This is a genomic window from Enterococcus sp. DIV1059_2 (assembly GCF_051713685.1).
GTDB lineage: Bacteria > Bacillota > Bacilli > Lactobacillales > Enterococcaceae > Enterococcus_D > Enterococcus_D casseliflavus.
Window position 1 is genome coordinate 2,932,916 of sequence record NZ_JBIOQK010000001.1, and the last position, 18,524, is coordinate 2,951,439.

16 protein-coding genes and 1 pseudogene are annotated in these 18,524 nt (G+C 45.6%); 3 read left to right on the top strand and 14 right to left on the bottom strand.

The annotated features are described in order from the left end of the window. The first annotated feature begins 126 nt into the window (after positions 1-126). Positions 127-1,665 (top strand): AMP-binding protein, encoded by a 1,539-nt coding sequence (locus tag IGI72_RS13950; protein ID WP_087627859.1) that lies wholly within the window; start codon positions 127-129, stop codon positions 1,663-1,665. Between the two features lie 72 nt (positions 1,666-1,737). Here IGI72_RS13950 and menC read toward each other — a convergent pair whose 3' ends face one another. The 6 genes from menC to menB are packed head-to-tail and all read right to left on the bottom strand — an operon-like array spanning position 1,738 to position 9,078. Further along, positions 1,738-2,865, bottom strand: a complete 1,128-nt coding sequence (menC, locus tag IGI72_RS13955; RefSeq protein WP_015510202.1) for an o-succinylbenzoate synthase — start codon at positions 2,863-2,865, stop codon at positions 1,738-1,740. Between the two features lie 15 nt (positions 2,866-2,880). Continuing rightward, positions 2,881-3,720: a 2-succinyl-6-hydroxy-2,4-cyclohexadiene-1-carboxylate synthase gene (gene menH / locus IGI72_RS13960; protein WP_438754608.1), complete on the bottom strand. Its 840-nt coding sequence runs from the start codon at positions 3,718-3,720 to the stop codon at positions 2,881-2,883. Then, on the bottom strand, positions 3,717-5,429 hold the full coding sequence (menD, locus tag IGI72_RS13965) for a 2-succinyl-5-enolpyruvyl-6-hydroxy-3-cyclohexene-1-carboxylic-acid synthase (RefSeq protein WP_218213204.1): 1,713 nt from the start codon (positions 5,427-5,429) through the stop codon (positions 3,717-3,719). Before menD ends, menH begins: the two co-directional genes overlap by 4 nt. Then, entirely contained in the window at positions 5,422-6,786 is a 1,365-nt protein-coding gene (locus IGI72_RS13970; protein ID WP_438754610.1) for an isochorismate synthase, read from the bottom strand. Before IGI72_RS13970 ends, menD begins: the two co-directional genes overlap by 8 nt. Then, positions 6,764-8,263: an o-succinylbenzoate--CoA ligase gene (menE, locus tag IGI72_RS13975; RefSeq protein ID WP_438754612.1), complete on the bottom strand. Its 1,500-nt coding sequence runs from the start codon at positions 8,261-8,263 to the stop codon at positions 6,764-6,766. The genes IGI72_RS13970 and menE overlap by 23 nt, the downstream gene beginning before the upstream one ends. Then, on the bottom strand, positions 8,263-9,078 hold the full coding sequence (gene menB, locus IGI72_RS13980; RefSeq protein WP_005228595.1) for a 1,4-dihydroxy-2-naphthoyl-CoA synthase: 816 nt from the start codon (positions 9,076-9,078) through the stop codon (positions 8,263-8,265). Before menB ends, menE begins: the two co-directional genes overlap by 1 nt. Positions 9,079-9,267: 189 nt before the next feature. Here menB and IGI72_RS13985 point away from each other — a divergent pair, with 189 nt between their 5' ends. Both IGI72_RS13985 and IGI72_RS13990 read left to right on the top strand, forming a co-directional pair. Next, positions 9,268-9,636 (top strand): PaaI family thioesterase, encoded by a 369-nt coding sequence (locus tag IGI72_RS13985; RefSeq protein ID WP_005228593.1) that lies wholly within the window; start codon positions 9,268-9,270, stop codon positions 9,634-9,636. A gap of 202 nt (positions 9,637-9,838) precedes the next feature. Next, positions 9,839-11,038: an AI-2E family transporter gene (locus IGI72_RS13990; protein ID WP_005231861.1), complete on the top strand. Its 1,200-nt coding sequence runs from the start codon at positions 9,839-9,841 to the stop codon at positions 11,036-11,038. A 43-nt stretch (positions 11,039-11,081) separates the two neighbouring features. On the opposite strand, the pseudogene IGI72_RS13995 reads toward IGI72_RS13990, so the two are convergent. From IGI72_RS13995 to IGI72_RS14030, 8 genes and pseudogenes are all read right to left on the bottom strand, one after another. Next, positions 11,082-12,026: pseudogene (locus tag IGI72_RS13995) on the bottom strand (ROK family protein). Then, a complete protein-coding gene (locus IGI72_RS14000) occupies positions 12,023-12,661 on the bottom strand; it encodes a GyrI-like domain-containing protein (protein ID WP_438754614.1) in 639 nt (212 codons plus the stop codon). Before IGI72_RS14000 ends, IGI72_RS13995 begins: the two are co-directional and overlap by 4 nt. A gap of 276 nt (positions 12,662-12,937) precedes the next feature. Further along, positions 12,938-13,618 (bottom strand): amino acid ABC transporter permease, encoded by a 681-nt coding sequence (locus IGI72_RS14005; RefSeq protein ID WP_438754616.1) that lies wholly within the window; start codon positions 13,616-13,618, stop codon positions 12,938-12,940. Continuing rightward, complete coding sequence (locus IGI72_RS14010; protein ID WP_015510211.1) at positions 13,618-14,469, bottom strand: transporter substrate-binding domain-containing protein; 852 nt, start codon at positions 14,467-14,469, stop codon at positions 13,618-13,620. Before IGI72_RS14010 ends, IGI72_RS14005 begins: the two co-directional genes overlap by 1 nt. 12 nt (positions 14,470-14,481) lie before the next feature. Beyond that, the gene (locus tag IGI72_RS14015; protein ID WP_438754618.1) at positions 14,482-15,933 is read right to left on the bottom strand and encodes an amidase; all 1,452 of its coding nucleotides are present in this window, start codon (positions 15,931-15,933) and stop codon (positions 14,482-14,484) included. A gap of 258 nt (positions 15,934-16,191) precedes the next feature. Beyond that, the gene (locus tag IGI72_RS14020) at positions 16,192-17,034 is read right to left on the bottom strand and encodes a DUF368 domain-containing protein (RefSeq protein WP_015510213.1); all 843 of its coding nucleotides are present in this window, start codon (positions 17,032-17,034) and stop codon (positions 16,192-16,194) included. 122 nt (positions 17,035-17,156) lie between these two features. Then, a complete protein-coding gene (locus tag IGI72_RS14025; protein WP_015510214.1) occupies positions 17,157-17,666 on the bottom strand; it encodes a GNAT family N-acetyltransferase in 510 nt (169 codons plus the stop codon). A 113-nt stretch (positions 17,667-17,779) separates the two neighbouring features. Next, positions 17,780-18,406 (bottom strand): glycosyltransferase family 32 protein, encoded by a 627-nt coding sequence (locus IGI72_RS14030; protein WP_010749841.1) that lies wholly within the window; start codon positions 18,404-18,406, stop codon positions 17,780-17,782. Positions 18,407-18,524: the final 118 nt, after the last annotated feature.

Genomic DNA, 18,524 nt, shown 5'->3' on the forward strand with positions numbered 1-18,524 from the left:
TCTTTGCCCGGATGATTTTTTAGAAATAAATAAAAAACACAAAATATCTATTGTATCGAGGAATTCCTGTGCTAAAATGGAGAAATCAAATGAAGTTTTTCACGAACTTTTAAAGGAGTGTTCTATTTGTCCATTTTAGACTATCGTCCATTGAATCTATACACCAATTATCGCGAAGCTGCTGAAACGTTTCCTGACACCCCCATCATCCATGATGAAGTATTGCCAGCATTTCCTGAGCTTGGCTATCGTAGTACCTACCGTTCGAGCCATGAAATGATTTTAAAGCGTGCTTATCAACTTGCCTCACTTGGCGTGCAAGCAGGAGATAAAATCATTCTGTATAAATCTTCAAAATTCGATACGTATTTGTTAGCAACGGCTGCTTCTTACCTTGGTGCCGTTCCTGCTATGATCTCCTATCATTTTCCTGCTGAAACCATCGAAGTGTTTGTGGATCGCTTAGAAGATCCTTACATCTTATTTGATGAAGAAACCGAAGGCCGCGTCGCACAAGTGAAAAATAGCAGTACTGACAAACAGATCGCTGTTCGCCATTTGCTACAACAACCAGCGGAACCAGTGGAACAAACTGAATTACCGGTGGATCAAATTTCCTATATGACCCATACTTCTGGAACGACGGGTATTCCAAAATTGATTTGTCATTCAGCAAACTCCATGGGCTGGCGGACAAAATGGCAAAAAACGATCTTCACCAAGATCGATCGCACCAAAGCTGACTCTGATTTAATTGCGTTCCATATTTCACCGGTGCACTCCCGCTTCAATATCGGTATCTCCTCCTTGATGGCGATGGGCTTCCCGATGATGCCATTAGCCAATGCCAACGGTGCTCATGTCGTAGGCATGTTAAAAGAATACCCACCGATCGCTTTGGAAACTCATCCAAACAATTTTGTCCAATGGAGCTTTGTGGCAAAAGAACAACCAGATGCTTTTGCTAATATTCGTTACTATCACTCAACCTTTGATGCTATCAACAATCAAACAATGGCGACTTTTTTAAATACTTCAGCAACAAAAGAAGCACTCTTTTTACAAGTCTATGGCCAAAGTGAATGCGGGCCAATGATCCTAAAAGCACATACCTTAGAAAGCATCGCTACCAACGATGCCCGTGATATGGGTGTCGGTCTGGAGGACTTAACGAGAGCACGGATCGCCGATGCCGAGGGCAACGAGCTGCCAGCCAATACCGATGGGCACATCCATTTCCTTTCAAAAGGACGCGCTTTGACCTATTATAAAGAAGATCAGCGTTTTGCTGACAATGTCTATGGCGCTTGGTGGGACAGTGGTGATTACGGCATGATGGATGATCAGGGACATCTTTACTTAAAAGACCGTCAAGTGGACTTGATCAAAAATATTGAAAGCAATCTTGCCTTGGAAGACCTTTTGCTGGATCATTTAGACTTCCTTGCCGAAGTCGTGATCGTTCGCGACAAAGAAAACTCACCGCAACCAATCATTGCTTTAGCACCAAATCGTCAAATGGATTGGGATGCTTGGTGGAAAATGGTGGAAGATCTCCCTCACCTCAATCAGCCAATTTTACGCGACTACGAAGATATCCCACGAACAGCAACCATGAAAGTCCAACGACTACAAATTGAAAAAGAATTCAAAAATGTAGAATAACGCAAAAGAAACGGCCAGCAGATTTCCCTGCTGGCCATTTCTTTTATTTTTACTGTTTTTTCTTTGCTGATATTATTCTTTCGCTGATCGTTTTCTTGAGTAGATACATTCTTTAGGTTGCCCATATTGACTTAGCTTTGTTTCTGCTAGCGTGATGCCAAAGCCCTTTCCATCAGGTACCAGCAGCTTGCCTTCATGCAAAGTTGCAGGCTGTGTAATGACATCATCATAAAAGTAACGATCAGAAGCGGAAAGATCCCCAGGAAAATGGAAAATATCTTGACTCGCAAATTGCAAATTCATGGCTCGTCCCACACCAGACTCAAACATGCCGCCTAACCAAACGAGTAGTCCATGGGTTTGACATCGATCAAGGATTCGCAAGGCTTCGGTGATCCCACCGACACGGGGGATTTTCAGGTTGATCGCACGGCAGCTGTCCAGGGCTGCGACGGTGTCGACGTCTTCTGCCGTTCGAATATCTTCATCCAAACATAGAGGCGTCTTCATCTGCCGCTGTAGCTGACTGTGCCCCACCAGATCTCGTACCTTAAGTGGTTGCTCGATCATCACCAATCCTAAGTCATCAAGTGCCAAAATGCGTTCTGGCTCACTCTGATAGGCTCCGTTTGCATCTGCCATCAAAAGCAATTCTGGAAAGGCTTGTCGAATCGCTCGCAAGGGTACCAGATCTTGCCCAGGCTTGATTTTTAATTTGATTCGTTGATACCCTTGGGCGACATAATCGGCAACAAGAGCCACTAGTTTTTCGACAGAGTCTTGTATGCCAAGACTAACGCCAACAGCGACACTCGGTCGGGTTGCGGTATAAAGCTCTTTCACACTTTGATGCGTTTGCTTGCCATATAGATCCCAAATCGCTGTTTCCAAAGCCGATTTTGCCATGTAGTTTCCTTGGACCGTTTGAAACAGTTGACAAACTTCTTGCGGATGCTCGATCTCTTGGTCAATCAATAATGGGATCAGTGCTGTTTCAATCACTTGTCGAGCAGAAAAGAGGGTTTCTTCAATGTAATCTGGCTGCTCAAAAGCGACCAATTCACCGATGCCCATCGTTTTATCCTCTGTCGTCACCAAATAAAGATCAAAAGCTTTTTCTGTTAATTGTCCATAACTTGTCACAAATGGTTGTTTGAGGGGCAAGCGACAGGCGATGCGTTCAATTTTTTCAATCTTCATTGCGTTCTCTCCTTGTCAATCAGCTGACTGTGTCCCCGATCCTTTTACAAACCATTGATCGATTTCATGACGAACCTGTGTCGGCTGTTCTAAATGGATACAATGTCCAGCATTAGCAACGACTTTGATGGTCATCTCTGGTTGCAGCTGCTTCATTTGGTGGGCGATTTTACGAAACTTTACATCTTTTTCCCCCGCTAAATAAAGAATTTCACAAGCTAGCTGCGGAAGTGCCGACCAACAGCTTGGCTGTTTGCCAGTACCACCGTAAACCAAGCTTACTGCCAAGCCAAATTTGTTTTGCTGCAAGCGTCCTTGCCGTACAGCAGCCTGCTGCGCTAAAGGTAGCTCCTTTTGACTAGCAAACAACGGCAGTTCTTGCCAGTAATCGACAAAATCGACCAAAGGCTCCCTTAGTAAGCGCAACGCTAAGCGACGATCGTGCCGCTGACGAGCGAGTCGTTCTGCTGGATCAGCTAACCCGGGTGAACCACTCTCAAGCAAAAGATGGGTCACTGCCGTTGGTTCCATGACCGCCCAGACAAGTGCGATTCGCGCCCCCATCGAGTAGCCATACAGGCCATAACGTTCAATCCCTAACTTCGCTAAAAGGTGTGCGAGATCCTCCACCAGTAAAGGAAGTTCATAACGCATGGGATGGACATAAATCGATGAGCGTCCATGTCCAATCAAATCGATTGCCAATACATTGTAAGAACCTTCCTCTGCAAAAACCGGTCGAAAGCTTTCCGAAGAACCCGTGAAGCCATGCAATGCCACAAGGGTTGGTAAGGATGATCGATACGGCTGCAGCCACTGATAAAAATAACTGACGCCATTTATCGTGTCCTTCATTGCTGCGCTCCTGCCTCGCTAAACTGCTGTTGGAGTGCTTGCCAAGTGTTGACCGGATCTTTTTGCTCACCCTTCACTTCGATTATTTGAAAGCGCGGCTGTTGACTTGTTTCCGCTAAAATCGTTTGAAACTCTAGCAAAGAGGTCGGTGTGTGCCAATCTGCCTCATATAAGGCCGCCACTTTTTGAAACTCAAGATCTAACGGAGTACCAAAGAGCGGGACAAAGTCGTTTGGTTCTAAGGTATTTTGTGACAGAAAGGAAAAGATCCCACCACCGTTATTATTCAGTAAAATGATCGTTACTGGCAATTGATACTGGCGCAGTAGTTGTAGGCCGTTCATATCATGGTACAACGCTAAATCACCAATCAACAAGTAGGTAGGCTTTTGACTGGCGGAAGCAATCCCAGCCACGGTCGAGACAAGGCCGTCGATCCCATTGACGCCCCGGTTTCCATACACGCGATAAGTGGAGGTAGTTTTGCTGCCGTAGCGATCAAAAAAACGGATCGCATTGCTGTTTGCCAAAAGAATTTGCGCTTCTTCAGGCAAACATTGTTGGAGCATGCGCACAGCGCTGCTCTCATCCCATTGTTGCAACTGGGGACTTGCAGCAATCACCTGATCTGCCCGCGCTTGAAGTGCTTGCCATTGTTGTTGCCACGCCGTATGTTTGACGATCGGCAACTGGGTGATGGCCGCCACGAAGGCGCTGATCGCTGCTTCGATCAAATAGTTTGCCCGATGCAGCTGATCTTGCCACTGCCCTGATGGATCAACAAAGAGCCACGTCGTCGTATCGGCTGCTTTGTTCAACCATAATAGGACATTTTTGGTGACTGGTAAGCGACCAAAACGCACGACCACTTCTGGTTGGAAGGCAGAAGTCAATTGCGGGAAAACAAGATCGGCTTGACTGATAAATGTTCCTACTTTGGTACCGGCTGTCGCCAGATTGGTCAATGGATCGCCGACGATCGGCCAGCCTAATTTCTCCGAAAAAGCCAGCAACTGCTGCGCTTCTTCGATCGTAAGGCTTTCTCCAGCAATAAGAATACCTTTTTTATCAAAGTATGGGGCTAGCTGGGTGATCATCTCTGCTGACAGCTCTTGTTGTGGTGCCAGATAGCTCACGTCTTGCTGCATACTGCATTGGCGACTAAAGTCAGGCAACAGCGGCTCCCGTAATGGAAAGTTGATTTGGACAGGGCCTTTCGGCTGTTTTTGCGCTTCGATCGTGCAAGTTGCAGCTTGCCAAAAACTATAACGCAACAAAGCAGGATCGTTTTCTGGCACCGTCATCTCTACCATCTTTTTGACATGAGAGGCATACAAATTCTGTTGATCCATTGCCTGTGGCGCCCCAACGCCCCGCAGTTCTGGTGGGCGATCAGCCGTTAAGACGATCAGTGGCAAGTTGGTAGCTTCTGCTTCACAAACAGCTGGATAATAATTGGCTGCTGCAGTTCCAGAGGTACACAGTAAGATCGTCGGCTGGAGATCAACTTTGGACATCCCTAAAGCAAAAAAAGCAGCCGAACGTTCATCGACAGCCACCGTACAGGTGATCTCAGGATCACGATGCAATAGTAGCGCCAATGGCGTGGAGCGTGAACCGGGACTAATGACTGCTCGCTTCGCACCCGCTGCTTTTAGTCCTTGGATCGCCGCTAGTAAATAGTCTGTCATGACTGTCTGGTTATTCATCTCCTAAGATCCCTCTCCTCATCGGTTGAAATTTTAACCGTGTTTCTTGACGTTCGGATTCCGCATCTGAATCGGCAACGATCCCACAACCCGCATACAGCGTTGCTTGATTGCCGCTAAAGAATCCTGAGCGGATCGCCACAGCAAACTCGCCAATATCTTCTTGAATACCCAACCAACCGATCGGTCCACCGTACATCCCTCTGCTGGCTGGTTCATGGGTACGAATCCATGAGACGGCTGCTTCTTTCGGTTCTCCCCCCAATGCTGGGGTCGGGTGTAGTTTTTGCACGGCGGTCAGAAAGTTGACTCCTGCCTTTCTTTGCCCTGCTAAAGGAACAAACAAATGCTGAATGTCACGATTTTTGATCACGGAACGGGCTTCTGATTGAAAGCCGTCAGCTAACAAAGTGGCCAATGCCGTTTCTAAGCGATCGACAACTACTTGATGTTCATGGGTATTTTTTGCGTCCGCTAAGAGGGCTTGTGCCAGTGCCTCATCTTCTTCTTTGGTTTTGCCTCTTGGTGCGGAACCTGCGATACTTACCGTTTCAAACTGATCGACAGTCGCTTTTAGCAAGCGTTCTGGCGTCGCACCAGCAAAAACATGGCCCCCATGTTCGATGGCAAAAAGATAGGTATTCGGCTGCTGTTGCGCCAACCGTTGCAACACCGCATCACTAATGATCGACTGCTTCGTTTCTACCTTCATTCGTCTTGCCAGAACCACTTTTTTCAACGGTGTTTCAGTTGAGCGAATGGCTGCCACTGTCTCTTCGACCGCTTGCAGCCATTGGGGCACATCTAGTTCCTCTTGTGCCTGAAAAGCAGGCGTTTCTGCTACAAGACTCTTGTCCGAATTGGCCTGCAACCAGCTTGCGACTTTTTCCTGTAAGGCAGCGACTTTTTGTTGTCGTTGTTCCTCGGAAGAAGCGGCTACTGTATAAACGACGCCACACTGATCTCCAGTTTTGCTGACCAGTATTTCTGGCAACGCAAAGAGACCAGCACCTAGCTCAGCCCAATCCTGACTGACTTCTGCCTGTTCATCAAAAGCAAAGCCGCCAACTAACTGCGCCTGAAAAGGTGCCTCTGGTTGATAGTGGGCTTGCTTTAAGAGAGAGCGGACTTCTGAAAAGTCTGCAAGTTTGGGTTGCGAAAAAGTGGCTAACCAACCCAACCCTACCATACTAGTCGTTTCATCAGGAGTACGCCAGAAATAGCGTTCCCCTCGATATTCTTGTGCCGCTGCATAAAGAGCCAGTAAGTCACACCTTTCTATAGGTTGATACTCACTCAAATAGGTTTTCCCGGCAGCGATCGCTGCCTCATAATTACTTGTTGATTTGCTGTTCAATGTAGTTCACTCTTTCTTCACTCAGCAATAGCCTTTTTAAAACTTTACCGCTTGCTGTGCGCGGCATTTCTCGCACGTGATAAAAACGGCGCGGAAATTTATAGTGGGCGATCTGCCCTTCTAACGTATCCAATAAAGCTTGGAAGTGGATCGGTTCATTTAACGTTAAATAAGCCGCGACAGATTGTCCCCACTCCTCGTCTGGTTCCCCCACCACAGCTGCCTCTTTGACCGCTGGATGCTGCAACAAGGCTTGCTCCACTTCTGCGGGATAGATGTTTTCTCCACCAGATATGATCAGTTCGCTTGCACGACTGACTACATACAAAAAGCCCTCTTGATCAAGATAACCTAGATCTCCTGTGGCAAACCAGCCCTCTTGGTCCCACTGCTGTGGACTGCGATCGTTCAAGTAACGAGTCGTGATCGCAGGTCCTTGCAGTTGGATCTCTCCGATCGGCTGGGTATTTTCAGCAGTCTGGTGGTCTGCCATTTTCCCATCAGTCGCAATTCGTAAATGGACACCTTGCAAGGGAACCCCAGAGGCGCCGATTTTTTCAGAAGCTTTTTCTGGCGGCAATGCCACCACTTGTGAACAGGTTTCTGTCATCCCATAGGATTGAATCACAGAAAGCTGATTTTGCTGGCATTTTTCCAATACACTTTTAGCAATCGGACCGCCGCCTAGCAGGATATAACGCAACGAATCAAAGCCTTGTTTGGGCACCAAGGGCAGCAAATCTGTCAACATTTTTGCCACCAAAGAAACGATCGTCCCTTTCCCTGCTTCAAGGTCTTTTGCCATTTCTCCAGCATCAAAGCGCTCATACAAACGAACACTCATCCCAAGTCGCAAGGACCGCAAGAGAATTGACAACCCACTGATATGATACAGCGGAACTGCACAAAGCCAACAATCCTCGCTAGTGATGGCTAAGTTTTTTTGAGTCGCTTCGGCACTTGCTAGATGATTCCCAAAGGTTTGGGGCACACCCTTGGGATTGCCAGTCGTACCAGAGGTATACATGATTGAAGCCACTTGCTCTTCTTGATAGATTGCTTCATTAGGAACAAACGAAGGAACAACAGAACCAACAAAAGCCTCCGCCTGTTTGATCGCTTGTCCAAAGGTCAAGCTGCGAACACCCGAAATCACAGCCTGATCCGCCGTGATCACCCAGTCGCAGTGGGCATCTTGCAATTGAAAGGAGATTTCAGCGGCTGTCAATCGCGTATTCAGCAGCTGGACTTCGATCCCCAACTCCCATAACGCAAGGATCGTAAAGACCATTTCAGGGGCGTTATTGCTAAAAAGAGCTACCCGGTTTGGCTGATCAACGAATTGGGCTTGATAATAAGCAACGTAAGCATAAACCTCTTTTTGCAAGGCAGCAAACGACCAGCTTTTTTCATGCCAATAAAAAGCTGGTCGTTCTGGATGAAGTTGTGCTTGCCTTTGCAGCCAACTCCCAGTCATTATGGGAATTTAGGGAATTGGTCGAAGTCTGGTTGACGTTTTTCTTTAAACGCGTCACGACCTTCTTTGGCTTCATCCATCGTGTAATACAATAAGGTCGCATCGCCAGCTAATTGCTGAATGCCAGCTAATCCGTCCGTATCGGCGTTCATTGATGCTTTGATCATGCGTAACGCCAACGGGCTCTTTTGCAGCATCGTTTCTGCCCATTCCATCGTTTCATCTTCTACTCGATCAAGAGGAACGACTGTATTGATCCAGTTCATCGCCAATGCTTCTTCGGCGGTATATTGTTTTGTCATGAACCAAACTTCCTTGGCTTTTTTATGACCGATCGTCCGTGCAAGATAGCCCGAACCATAGCCACCATCAAAACTACCGACATTTGGTCCAGTTTGACCAAATTTAGCGTTGTCAGCGGCGATCGTTAAATCACAAACCAATTGTAAAACATTTCCGCCACCGATAGACCAGCCTTTGACCATGGCGATCACCGGTTTTGGTAACGTGCGAATCAAGCGTTGCAGATCCAATACGTTTAAGCGAGGAACCTGATCTTCCCCAACATAGCCACCGTGACCACGGACTTTTTGGTCTCCACCTGAACAAAAGGCTTTATCGCCGGCGCCTGTCAAGATAATCACGCCGATGCCTGGTTCATCGCGACTGATCGAAAATGCATCAATCATTTCAAACACCGTTTTTGGTGTAAACGCATTGTGGACTTCTGGGCGGTTGATCGTGATTTTCGCCACTTTTCCATGTTGTTCAAACAAAATTTCATCGTACTCTTTTAAGGTTTTCCATTCTCTCATTACTTGTTCCTCCTCAATTCACATAGCTCTATTATACACATATCTAGTCGCTTTTCGTTAGAAATTGCTTTGGTTAAGGGTATTTCTTAAGACTTCTCCCCCCTGTTGCCGACTTTCTGAGATCTTCGGCTATTTCTACCAAAACTCGTGCTATAATCATGGTAACTTTCTTAGAAAAAGGAGCAAAAAATGAATTTACTGGAAGCCTTAGAAATCGAAGTAGAAGCAGCAACAGCCGATTTTGTTCGTTTACGGATGCCGATCAAAGCGCAGCACAAACAGCCTTTTGGTCTCGTTCACGGTGGCATTAACGGTGTTTTGATCGAGACCGCCTGCAGCATCGGTGCCAATCAAGCTTTGGCTCAAGAAGAAGCCTTTGCCGCCGGCGTTGACCTGCAAGTCAATCATCTAGCCGCCGCCCAAGAAGGAACCCTGATTGTAGAAGCTAGTCCTGATCGTATCGGCGCTCGTATCCAAACTTGGCAAGCCACTATTTGGTTAGCTAGCGGGTTAAAAACTGCCGTTGGGCGCTGCACCTTAACGACTGTGCGCAAATAATCCTTTACGCTCCTGCATTGTGCTCACGGGAGCGTTTTTTGGTCTGTTTTGAAGAAAGAGGTCACCAGTCAACGCCTTATTAAAGATATTCTTTCATTATAAAGATATTGAGAATGTGAGCGCGGTTTTTTCGAAAGGTACGTTGTTTTTTTACAGAATAGGGGTCTTTCGTTATAATGTAGCTAAGAAAGCGAGGCTTATTATGAAAAATAACCGATTGATCCACTTTTTAGGCGGCAAAACAAGCTATTATGTCTTAGGACTGATTATCTTGTCGGCAGTTGCTGTCTTTTTGCTAAATCAGATTTCTTTTTTATTTACACCCTTTTCAGCCATTCTTACAGCTATTATCCCACCCTTTTTATTTGGGCTGATCCTTTACTATCTGTTTAATCCGGTGGTCGATAAATTGGAAACGAAAAAAATTCCCCGCAGTGCTTCGATTGCTGGGATCTATCTGTTGATTCTTTTGTTGATCGTCTTTGCTGGTTTCCAGCTTTATCCGATTTTGGAGCAGCAAACCACCGATCTGATCAATAGCTTACCAAGTTTGGTCAGTGACTTTGAGAAAAACGCGACCGCCTTTTTAGAAAATACCCCATTTCAAGATGAGATGGCACAAATTACAGACACACTACAAAATATCACCAGTAATATCATGAGTTTTATTGGAGACTATTGGCAAACTGGTGCCGCTGGGCTCAGCAGTTTGTTTTCAACCATTTCGACCTTGTTCATTGCTTTGTTTACTGGACCGATCATTGCCTTTTTCTTATTGCGTAACCCAAACAAGTTTTATTTTTCGGTCCTCTCATTAGTGCCACCACGTTTTCGCAAAGACTTTAATGAAATCGTCAAGATCTCTGACTTACAAGTCGGTGCCTTTTTGAAAGGACAAATCATTTCATCCCTGATTTTAGGGGCGATCTATTGGGTCGTTTTCCTCTTGATCGGCCTAGAGTATGCCAGTATTCTGGCGATCGCCGCTGGTCTGCTTTGCATCATCCCCTATATTGGACCTTTTATCGTCTTTTTCCCGGGGCTTTTCATTGCCGCACAAGACTCCACCGGGATGTTGGTTAAGTTTTTGATTGCTTGGTTTGCTGTACAGTTGCTTCATGGCGATTTAGTCGTGCCCCGTGTGATGGGTGACCGATTGAAAATCCATCCTATTACGATTCTGGTTGTTTTATTAGTGATGGGTGATTTGATGGGGATCGTTGGGGTGATTTTCGGAATCCCGATTTATTGTCTGCTAAAAGTTCTTGTCGTTTACGTGTTCCGCAAATTCAAGCAGCGCTACAACCGCTATTACGGTCAAGACGGCAAATACTTCCACAGTGCCTTCACTAGCAAAGATTACCTAGGTGACGAAGACAAAGACACCAAGAAAAAAGCTTAAAAAACTGCCGCGAATCGTTGGTTCGCGGCAGTTTTTTTCTATTTTATTTCATCTCATGTTCCAAAAAGAAATGATAGAGCGCCCCTAATAAATTGGCGTCATTTTGAAATTTGCAGGCTTGGATCTCCGGCTTCGTCAAGGTCTGCTGCAAAATCGGTAAACTAGCCAGCAGTTGCTGATACTGACGGTCGATTTCTTACACCACGATCGCTTGGGCACTGATGCCACCACCAATCACGAAGCGCTCTAAGTCAATCACGGCTTGAACATTGAGTATGACACACGCGATTTCTCGGCAATACGCTGTAAACAGTGCCCAGACCCGTGGCTCTTTTTGATTGATAGCGTCAAAAACTGCTTCACCATCCGCAAGATCAGCTAAGCCTAGCAGTTGGGCGCTGCGGCGAATCATGGCGACCGCTGAACCGCTAAAACCTGCCAATTGCTGCAGGGTCAATCCCTGATTATTTGGTTGCTCAGTGTTTTCTGGAGCATCGCTTCTCTTAGTGGCATTTAGTAGAAAACTTAATTCCCCTGCTTGAAAATGTGCACCTTGGATCAGTTTTCCTTCAACGATCACACCACCACCCAAACCAGTACCTAAGGTTATGGCAGCCCCATTTTGAATCCCTTTAAGGTTTCCTAGCCACCATTCAGCTAATGCGGCTGCCTTGCCATCGTTGGTCACAGCCAGCGGCACTTGGTACTTTGCCAGCAGCTGTTTTAAGGAGACTCCATCTAAAAAAGGCAACGCCCCGCCAAACGAGATCGTCCCGGTCTCTGGGTTGACTTTTCCTGGGGTACTAACAGCAATGCCCCGAATGCTTCCATGAACGTCCTCAACGATCGTTTCAATCCCTGTCAGAAATTCCGTAAGATTTTTCGGCGTATCCATCCGTCCTCGCGTCAGAATATTCCCCGAGCGATCAATGACAGCCGATTTGATTTTCGTGCCGCCGATGTCGATGCTTAAATAGTTTTTATTCACTGAATCCCACCCTCTGCTTCTACTGCCCATCGCAGGACGGTTTTGGCTTTATCTGGTGAAACTTTTCGCGGATCAGACAAATAGATTTCTCGATGCTGGAACGTGTCCATCGTTGGACGGATCACTAACTGTTCTTGTTTTAACAGCTCCTTCATTTTCGCAAAGGTTTCCGCTTCAGTGTCAAAAGAGCCTGTATGCATCGCTTGCAGGCACAATCCTTCTTCATAGCGCTCAAAGATGAGCTTTTCTAGATTTGGATTGTCTTTCTTCTCTTTGACTGCCAAGAGCTGTTCTTGAAACAGTGTTTCCGTGACTGGTTCTGGTTGGCGAATCATGATTTTGTAGATCAATTCTTCTTTGTTGACGGCACCGTCTGGCTTTGTCAGAGAGGTCCACACACCTTCTAAAGGAAAGACCGTGTATTCAAAGGGTTCATTGCCAAAAGCCCCTTTTTTTAATCCCATCCTGAGTGAATAAGAAATCGTATATAAAGCGGCGATCTCTTCGCTGAATTCAGGTCGATTCGGATTGCCGCTGCCGCTCAAACTGATAAATTGATACGTTGGCACCTCGATCACTGTTGTTTTTTTGGGAAGATAGAGCTCTTTTTCTAGTTTGCGCCATTCATACTTCATAAGGACCCTCCTCGATTTGCTTTTCTTTATTTTACCATGAATCACTTGAGCCGACCGAATGAAATATAGGCTGTTTAAGTGAAGGAAAATAACTTGGTCAGCACCATTTTCATACTGAAACTAGTTTGACATTACAGAAATTTCTCTATCTTCCTTGCCTTTGCTCATTGTTTTACTACGGCAATCTCCTTTCTTCTATCTTTTCAAATACAAAAACTGCAGAAATCAATTCAAGAAGAGAGTGATTTCTGCAGTGATCGAGCCTCGGCTCTTTTTTTATTGTCTTACAGCCTCATTAGCGGCAAAGCGTTTTGAAAAATGTTGTTCTAATCGCTTTTGCCCGGCTTCAATCAAAATGCACAACAGCCAATAGATGATGGCCACTAGCACATACATGGACATGTAATCAAAGGTTCGTCCGCCAACGATCTTAGCTTTTTGAAAAATATCAGGAATCGTGATCATTGCTGCCAAGGAGGTTCCTTTCAACAAATCCATTGCCACATTACTCAATGCCGGTACAGAAATACGAAAGGCTTGCGGCAAAATAATCAGACGCATCGTTTTCGTAAAGGATAACCCTAACGCATAGGCAGCATCAAATTGCCCACGATCCACACCCGCAATTGATCCTCGGTAGATTTCTCCGATAAATGCGCTGCTAGTCAATGTAAAACAGATGATCGCAGCACTAAGCGCCGACAATTGATAAGGCAAGCCAAAATACAGTAGGAACAACAAGACCAACGCTGGGACGCCTCTTAGAAACGAGAGGTAGCCCAGCACGAACCCTCTAATGATGGGGTTTTCCAGCATCCCTAAGAAGGTGAGCATGATCCCTAATACGTTGCCCCCTAGAAACGAAACGACAGCAATGCCGACCGTGTAGGACAAGCCCGACAGCAAATAGGGCAATGACTCCCACATCAACGGCAAATCAAGGGTTGGAATATACATTAGTCTGTTTCAACCGTTTGGATCGCTTGATCAGATTTTACTGAAATATCGGTTTGAAAATACGTTTCCGCAAGTTCTTTTAAACGGCCGTCTTCTTTCATTTCTGCTAAAACAGCATCCACTTTTTCCTGTAATGCTTGATGATCTTTCACGAATAAGAAGCCCGTTTCATTCGGATTAAAGTAGACATCTTCCAAAATTTTTACAGGGATATCTGGCAAAGCAGCGACTGCCATTTTTTGCAAATAGTAATCATTCAAGATCACATCCGTTCGACCATTCGCAACATCTGTCAAATACTGATCATTCGTTGCGTTGTCGTAAGTCACTAATTCTGCCCCATAGGATTCCGCTAAGCGCATGTAGCTGGTATTCGGTTCACCAGCAGCTTTTTTGCCATCCAAATCTTCTAAAGAAGCAATCCCAGAGTCATCACTTTTTCGCACGATCATACTATCGAACGAGTATTTGATAGGCGTTGAGAGACTGAATTTTTCCGCCCGTTCATCCGTCAAACCAAAATCGTTGGCAGCAAAATCAGCTTCTCCACGTGTTAAAGAAGAAACTTGTCCATCGACATTGTACTCTTTAAATGTGATCTCTACGCCTAATCGCTTGGCGACTTCTTTTGCCACATCGACATCATAGCCCACTAATTCATTTTCATCGTTATAGTAAGACGATGGATACAAGGTTCCCGAAGTAGCAACAACCAATGTTTTGGCTTCTTCCACCTTGCTTAGACTGGTGTCTTCTTCCGTTGGTTTGCTGCAGGCACTTAACAAGACTCCCGCAAATAAACCTAAAAAGCCAACCATTGCAACGATTTTCCCTTTTCTAACTTGTTTCATAATATCCTCCTCTTAGTCTCCTTGTTTTGGCAACAGAAATCGTTGCTGTGTTTCAAATAAATAGCCGACTTGGAAAAGTAGATCTTCTCTGCCTTTAGACGCCAAAAATTGGATCCCTAGCGGCAACCCTTCCTCGCTAAGAGCAGTTGGCAAGCTGATGGCTGGCTGCCCCGTTAAATTGGCTAATTGAGTGTAAGGTGTCAGAGCATAGCTCTTGGCAAACATTTCTTCGATCAACTCACCCGCAGCACTTTTTCCAAGCGATTCGATCTCATGCAGTCTTTGGCGAATGCTATCGCTTTGTAAGTCTTCCTCAATCAAAGGGGCTGGATAAGCCGTCGTCGGGGTCAAAAAGAGATCATAGGTTGAAAAGACTTCTTCCATTTTTTCTGCCAATTGATCCCACCACTGCAAGGCAAGAACGTAATCGGCGGCAGGCAGTTTTTTGCCATATTGGTAAAGTGCCCAGGTCATCAATTCCATCTCTTCCCGTCTGACCGGTACTTCACGAGCAGCATTGATCTCAGCAAACATCGCAGCTGTTTCGCCGCCATTCATGGCGTAATAGGTGGTCATCATTTGCTGACCAGCCACTGGATAGCCCACTTCAACGACTTCATGCCCCTGCTTTTCTAAAAATGCGGCTGCACTTCGGACTGCTTGGATGGCAGTTTCAGACACTTGGCCACCGGTCGGCGATGCGGTAGTAAAAGCAACCTTCAACCGCGTTTTTTGACTCGCTTGCTGATGATGCCATTCTACTTGCGGTGCCTGATAAGGGGCAGTCGGCTGTGACGTCCGCAACGCATAAAACAACTGTTCCGTATCACGCATGGAAAGCGTCAACGCAAAGTTGATAGAAGCGCCTTGCCAGCTGCGCCATTCACTAGGACCCACTGGCATCGTGCCACGGGTTGGCTTCAAACCGATCAATCCGCTAAAGGATGCTGGAATGCGGATCGATCCGCCGCCATCACTGGCACCCGCAATCGGAAACATCCCCGAAGCCACTGCCGCTGCCGCACCACCACTGGAACCACCAGCTGAATAGGCAGGATTCCACGGATTACGTGTAGGCCCATACAATGTTGGATCAGTGATATTTTTGAATCCAAATTCTGGTGCATTGGTTTGCCCTAACGGCACAAAGCCTGCCTCTTCTAAACGAGAGACAAAATGAGCCGTGCGGCTGGCTCGTGCTTTAGCAAACAGTTTGGCTCCTGACGTTGCTGGCCACCCTGCTTTGGTTTGGCCGAGTATTTTTAACGGCATGGGTTGTCCCCCAAAAACCGTTTTTTGAAGATGCTGCTCGTAATGCTGGATCGCTGCTTGCGGATCAAATGTTACAAGCGCATTCAAAAGCGGATTTTGTTGATTGACTTTTTCTTCGATCATCGCCACCCGCTCTGCAAAACTGATTTTTCCTTGCCGCAATTGTTCCGCCCAATAGGTCGCATCTTGCATGCTTGCCCCTCCATTTCCTCAAACCCTCAAACAATTATCTAAACTGTAACACATGAAAAATTCTTCTTTATATAGACTACAATATACCAAACACTAGGAAATCTTTCAACAAAAATAGAACAGTTTTTAAACCTGTATCATATCGTTATCAAACGTTCCCATCTTTTTACTACCAGTTGTCGACCAACGCTTCTTCTTAGCTGTCCCCATCATTACCTAACAAAAACGGCACATCGCCAAACGATGTGCCGTTTTGATTTACTTATATTTTTCTTCCAGCTTGCTCATCCAAAGACCTAACCAAGCCCCCAAGACAAACAAAATAATTCCGATGACAGCCGTTACCCAAGTAAAGCCGCTATAGTTTGCCACCGGAGGAATCACGATCAATATCGTTGAGGCAATAACGATCCCTAAAATGAAGTGATAGACTTTTGAATGATAATGGGTCAATAGCCACTCCATCAATTTCGAAAACAGCAGCATCACTGCCAAGCCGCCAATGGCGATCGGTAGAAAGACCCCCATGATGTCAAAGCTCTTAAAGCCTTTCAACATCGGATCATAAAGTCCCAAAACGAGCAAAAGGTTTGAAGGACTCAAGCCAGGAACCAAAACACCTAACGCGATCAGACCGCCGGCGATCACAAAACCAATGAAATTGGCAGGGATCGTTCCTAAGATATCGCCCATAAAATAGAGGAACAAGAAGCCGATGACCATACTGCCGAAGAACCAAAGCAGGTCGCCGGTTGTCCGTTTGCTTTTCAAGGTCGATTCTTTAGCAAGTGCTGGTAACGTCCCAATAATTGCCCCCGCAAAGCCCCACAAAACGATGATTTGATAGTTTTGCAGCAGCCACTCTAATGGCTTTGATAAAAGCCCGATCCCTACGATTCCCCCGATCCCTACTGGCAGGAAAAAGAGGAGATTCTCTTTAAAATTCTTCGTCAGATGTGCCATAAAGCGCAGCATCCGCTCATAAATGCCTAAGATGGCTGCCAATACGCCACCTGAAACACCAGGCAAGATAAAGCCCAAGGCAATCACCACGCCTTTAAGAAAACGTGACAAAATACTTTCGTTTCTCTGTTTTTCCATTTACAATTGCTCTCCTTAGCGATGGTTTTCACCAATCGTTCTTTTTTCATCAATCCCTTTAACTATACTTGATTGCCAAAAAAATAGAAAGTAATTTCTAATTCCTCATACAAAGGCAGATTTCAAAGTTCTTTCAGCATCAAGAAATCCGTCTGCTCATCATCCCCCATAAAAAAGGAGTGACTGCCAACTCTTTCAAAGCCCATCGTATGATAAAAAGCCAACGCATTGTCGTTAAATTCCCAAACGCCTAACCAGATCGACTTTTTCTGCAGCTCTTTGGCGGTCTCTTGAGCAAACAGCAGCAGTGTTTTGCCATAGCCTCTGCGCTTATGTTCTTTTTTGATATAGATTCGTTCAATTTCCAACCCCTCTGGGGCAATCGCTTCCGTTTGCGCCTCACCCCAGTTAAGTTTGATATATCCTACGGTTTGATCATTTTCTTGTAAAAAATAAAACGCCGACTGCGGATTTTCTAACTCTCGGGTCAGTTTCGGCAGATTGTAGGCTTCTTCTAGATAGATACGAGTATTTTCCTCCGTATTGAAAGGAGCAAATGTATCGTAATAGGTGGATACGCTGATTTCTCCCAATTCTTCTAAATCTGCCAAAGTACATCGTTTGATAGCCATCAAAACGCCTCCTCATTTTTTCAAGCTATTCTATCACATCTCCATCATCCCTTGCAAAAGCAAAAAGGACAGACAGCTTTCCCCACTGTCCGTCCTTTCATAGACTTACTCTTTTATAACCAAGAGCCAGAAAACTGATGGATCACCATCGTACTCGGATCTTCCTCGACCTCACCAGTGATATAGCTTTTTGGTGAAAACGTCATTTGCGGGAAGATTTCTACACCCTTAACGGTTTGTCGTTGATTATTCAATTCTAATCCGTGGTTTTGCAACAGTTCCGTCACTCGGATCACATTGGTGACGACATCTTCCGTTTTTTCTGCCCGGACAAATTTTCGGTCATCGTAATCGTGGTACCATTCTTCCATAAAGGGATGATGCGGCACCGCTCCAATGATCCCAGTAGAAATCTTGGTTTCGATCTCAAAGCCCATAAATGCCTCCAGTGTCAAGAGCTCATCTAAAGGTTTGACCACCTCGATATCGGTATCCATATAAATACCGCCTTCTGTCACTAACGCATACAAACGAACCACATCTGACACAAAGGCCCATTCTTCTTGGTCATAGGCCTCTTTTAGATAAGGACCGAATTTTGAAAGGTCGATCGTTGATTCATCCCAACGTTTGATCTCATAATCCGGACAATATTTTTTCCAGGTATCCATGTATTTCTTTTCTTGTTCACCTAATGGATTGCCGCCAAACCAGCAATAATGAATAATTTTTGGAATCATCAATCTCTCTCCTTTAGTTTATTGGTCTCTTTTAAGTGTAGCTGATTTTGCAATTGTTTCAAAATCATATACACTTTTTTCAGCGAAAGCAGTTGCTCCTGCTCCTGGGCATGATCAG